At 71.6% G+C, this 3,590-nt stretch carries 5 protein-coding genes; 2 read left to right on the top strand and 3 right to left on the bottom strand.

The window, feature by feature from the left end; genetic code table 11:
• A partial coding sequence (locus tag IH13_RS0116090) for an aldehyde dehydrogenase family protein (RefSeq protein WP_031084993.1) occupies positions 1-1,139 on the bottom strand: 1,139 nt, incomplete at its 3' end.
• Positions 1,136-1,831, bottom strand: a complete 696-nt coding sequence (locus tag IH13_RS0116085) for a type 1 glutamine amidotransferase domain-containing protein (protein ID WP_031084992.1) — start codon at positions 1,829-1,831, stop codon at positions 1,136-1,138. The genes IH13_RS0116085 and IH13_RS0116090, both read right to left, overlap by 4 nt.
• Positions 1,832-2,012: 181 nt before the next feature.
• On the opposite strand from IH13_RS0116085, the gene IH13_RS0116080 reads away from it, so the two are divergent.
• The gene (locus tag IH13_RS0116080; RefSeq protein WP_031084991.1) at positions 2,013-2,453 is read left to right on the top strand and encodes a MarR family winged helix-turn-helix transcriptional regulator; all 441 of its coding nucleotides are present in this window, start codon (positions 2,013-2,015) and stop codon (positions 2,451-2,453) included.
• A 10-nt stretch (positions 2,454-2,463) separates the two neighbouring features.
• Here the strand turns inward: IH13_RS0116080 and IH13_RS0116075 are convergent, their stop codons facing one another.
• Positions 2,464-2,871 carry a PLD nuclease N-terminal domain-containing protein gene (locus IH13_RS0116075; protein WP_031084990.1) on the bottom strand — a complete coding sequence of 136 codons (408 nt, stop codon included), beginning with the start codon at positions 2,869-2,871 and terminating at the stop codon, positions 2,464-2,466.
• A gap of 89 nt (positions 2,872-2,960) precedes the next feature.
• On the opposite strand from IH13_RS0116075, the gene IH13_RS0116070 reads away from it, so the two are divergent.
• The coding region (locus tag IH13_RS0116070) for a UbiD family decarboxylase domain-containing protein (protein ID WP_037841497.1) at positions 2,961-3,590 on the top strand (630 nt) is incomplete at its 3' end.

Genomic DNA, 3,590 nt, shown 5'->3' with positions numbered 1-3,590 from the left:
CGTACGGCGGGGTCGGTGGTGAACGCGTACAGGGCCAGCGGCTTGTCGCGGGCGTCGATGAACGCGACGGCCTCGTCGAGGCCGTCCACGGTGAGGACCGGCAGGATCGGGCCGAAGATCTCCTCGCGCATCACGGGGGCGTCGGGGGCGACGTCGGCGAGCACGGTCGGCGCGATGTACCGCGTCGCGCGGTCGTGGGCGCCGCCCGTCACCGTGCGGCCGGAGTCCAGGAGCTTCACCAGCCGGTCGAAGTGGCGCTCGTTGACGATACGGCCGTACTCCGGGGAGGCCGAGGCGTCGGGGCCGAACCGCTGCTCGACCGCCGCCGCGAGCGCGTCCGTCAGCGCCGGCGCGGTCTCCGGGTCGGTCAGTACGTAGTCGGGGGCCACACAGGTCTGGCCCGTGTTGAGGAACTTCCCGGACACCAGCCGGGAGGCCACTGTCCTCAGGTCCGTGCCGCGGTCGACGAACGCGGGTGACTTGCCGCCCAGTTCCAGCGTGACCGGGGTGAGGTGCTCGGCCGCGGCCCGCATCACGATCCGCCCGACGGTGCCGTTGCCGGTGTAGAAGACGTGGTCGAAGCGCTCGGCCAGCAGCGCCGTGGTCTCCGGTACCGCGCCCTCCACCACGGCGACCGTGTCCGGGTCCAGATGGCGCGGCAGCAGCCGGGCCAGGGCGGCGGAGGTGGCGGGCGCCAGCTCGCTGGGCTTCGCGACCACCGTGTTGCCCGCTGCCAGCGCACCGGCGACGGGCGCGAGCAGCAGCTGCACCGGGTAGTTCCACGGCGCGATGACCAGGACGACGCCGAGCGGGTCGAGTACGGTCTGCGCCGAGGCCCCGGCCAGGACGTCCGGTACGGGGGCCGGCTCGGGCTCCAGCCAGCCCGCCAGGCGCTCCAGGGTGTGGTCGATCTCCCGGACCGTGAAGTCGATCTCGGTCCGGTAGGCCTCCTTGCGGCTCTTGCCGAGGTCCGCGTGGAGGGCGTCGGCCAGCTCGTCACCGCCCTCGGTGAGCAGGGCCCGCAGCCGCTTCAGCTGATCGGTGCGCCAGGCGAGGTCGCGGGTGCGGCCCGTGCGGAAGGCGGCGCGGAGCCGGGCGACCGTCCCGGCCGGGGTCTCGGCGGGTGCGGCGGCGGTCACAGGTCACCCACGACCTCGTGCGCCAGCTGTTCGGAGGAGGCGGGGTTCTGACCGCTGTGCAGATTGCGGTCGTGCACGGTGTGCGGGCCCCAGGCCTCCCCGGCGGAGTACCGGGCGCCGAGCTCCACGAGCCGGCTCTCCAGCAGCCAGGGCGCCTTGTCGGCCAGCCCGGCCTCGGTCTCCTCGGCGTTGCTGAAGCCGGTCATCCGGTAGCCGGCGAAGGGCCAGCTCCCGTCCTCGCGGCGGGCGGCGAGCAGGGCGGCGGGGGCGTGGCACAACACGGCGACCTGCGTGCCGGCGTCCAGGGCCGCGGTGAGCAGCCGCCCGGACGCCTGGTCGGTGGCCAGGTCCTCCATCGGGCCGTGACCGCCGGGGTAGAAGACGACGTCGTACGAGGTGGCGACCACGTCCTCCAGCCGGGCGGGGATGCGGAGCGTCTCGTCGATCGACGCGAGGTACGAGGCGACGGCGTCGGCCTGGTCCTGGCCCCCGTTGGCCTCGGCGGAGAGGCTGCCGACGTCGACGGTGGGGGCGACGCCGCCGGGGGTGGCGATCGTGATGTCGTACCCGGACTGGGCGAAGACGCGGTGGGGGGCGGCCAGTTCCTCGGCCCAGAAGCCGGTCGGGTGGGTGGTGCCGTCGTTGAGGGTCCAGTGGTCGGCGCCGCTGAGGACGAAGAGTACGGAGGGCATGGGGGGTGCTCCCTACGAGACGGAGGATGCTGTCGGCGAGCGAAGCTTGATATGATCAAGCAATGACTTTCATGTAACTACCAACAGTTGAGCATGTCAAATGAATGCGTGGTGTGGCGGGCCCGTGGCGGAGACCGCTCCCGTCTCCGGAACACGCCTGCCGATCGAAGGATGACCGACCATGACGACGGAACCGGCACCCCGCGCCGTCCCTACTCCGGACGCACTGCTGGAACCCCTCGCGGTCGTCGTGCGCGGCCACCACGACGACCTCACCGCGGTCGCGGCCCGGCACGGTCTCAGCACCTCGCAGGCGCGGGCGCTGATCGCCCTCACCGATCCCATGCCCATGAGCGCCCTGGCCAATCACCTGGTGTGCGACGCGTCCAACGCCACCGGGCTCATCGGCCGGATGGAGTCACGGGGCCTGGTCACCCGTACGCCGTCCCCCGACGACCGCCGTTCCAAGGTCGCCGCCCGCACCCCGGAGGGCACCGAGCTGGCGCATCGCATCCGCGACGAGATGCGGGTGGTGCGCGGCGCCCTGGAGGCACTGACCCCCGAGGAGCGCACGGCGCTGCTGCCCCTGCTCAACCGGCTGGGGCGGCTGCTGACGTCATGACCTCGGGCGCTCAGGACGTGGCGGGCGGGGCGGAGTCCTCCGGCCCGGCGTTGCCCTCGCGGCGCTTGATCTCCTCCTCGCGGCGGCGCAGGTCCGCCTCCCAGTCCTTGAGGAGCGCCTCGTCCTTCTTGTTGTCGTCCTTGAGGGACTTGAGGAAGTCCGGGTTGTCGTCCGGCGCCACCCAGGTGGTGCGGTGGCCGCGGGGCCACTCCGAGGGCGTACGGCCGCCGCCGGGCACGTCGCGCACCTTCCCCGCGGCCAGCCAGACGATCGGCCCGACGATCCAGAACAGCAGGATGATGAAGACCCAGGCGATCTTCGGCAGGTGCTTCGCCTCGTCCTCCGGGGTGTTCAGGCAGTCGATGAACGCGAAGATCGTCAGTGCCAGCGGCAGGAGGTAGATCAGGGCCCTGAGCATCGTGGAAGATCCCCCGAGGTGAGGTGACGGGGCGCACGGACCGCCCCCGGTGATGGGCCCAGGGTAGCCGGTGTCCGATACTTGCCTGTATGGCTTACGACGATCTTCGCTCCCTGCTCCGGGCCCTGGAGCGCGAGGGCGATCTCAAGCGCATCAAGGCCGAGGTCGACCCGTACCTGGAGGTCGGCGAGATCGTCGACCGGGTGAACAAGGCGGGCGGGCCCGCCCTGCTGTTCGAGAACGTCAAGGGGGCGTCCATGCCCCTGGCCATGAACGTCTTCGGGACCGACCGCCGGCTGCTCAAGGCGCTCGGGCTGAAGTCCTACGCGGAGATCAGCGACAAGATCGGCGGACTGCTCAAGCCCGAGCTGCCGCAGGGCTTCGTCGGGATCCGGGAGGCCTTCGGCAAGCTCGGCTCGGTGACCCACCTGCCGCCGAAGAAGGTGAAGTCCGACGACGCGCCGGTCCAGGAGACCGTCCTCACCGGCGACGACGTGGACCTGGACCAGCTCCCCGCGCTCTTCACCTGGCCCGAGGACGGTGGCTCCTTCTTCAACCTGGGCCTCACCCACACCAAGGACCCCGAGACGGGCATCCGCAACCTCGGGCTCTACCGGCTCCAGCGCCACGACAAGCGCACCATCGGGATGCACTGGCAGATCCACAAGGACAGCCGCAACCACTACCAGACCGCCGCCAGGCGCGGCGAGCGGCTGGGG

This window comes from Streptomyces sp. NRRL WC-3549 (assembly GCF_000721935.1).
Classification (GTDB): Bacteria; Actinomycetota; Actinomycetes; order Streptomycetales; family Streptomycetaceae; genus Streptomyces.
Note: the sequence above shows the minus strand (reverse complement) of the source record. Positions and strands in the feature narration are given on the sequence as shown.

Bases quoted from the DNA above. Each gene is read 5' to 3' on its own strand.
- IH13_RS0116085 (WP_031084992.1), bottom strand. From the start codon at position 1,831: ATGCCCTCCGTACTCTTCGTCCTCAGCGGCGCCGACCACTGGACCCTC.
- IH13_RS0116080 (WP_031084991.1), top strand. From the start codon at position 2,013: ATGACGACGGAACCGGCACCCCGCGCCGTCCCTACTCCGGACGCACTG.
- IH13_RS0116075 (WP_031084990.1), bottom strand. From the start codon at position 2,871: ATGCTCAGGGCCCTGATCTACCTCCTGCCGCTGGCACTGACGATCTTC.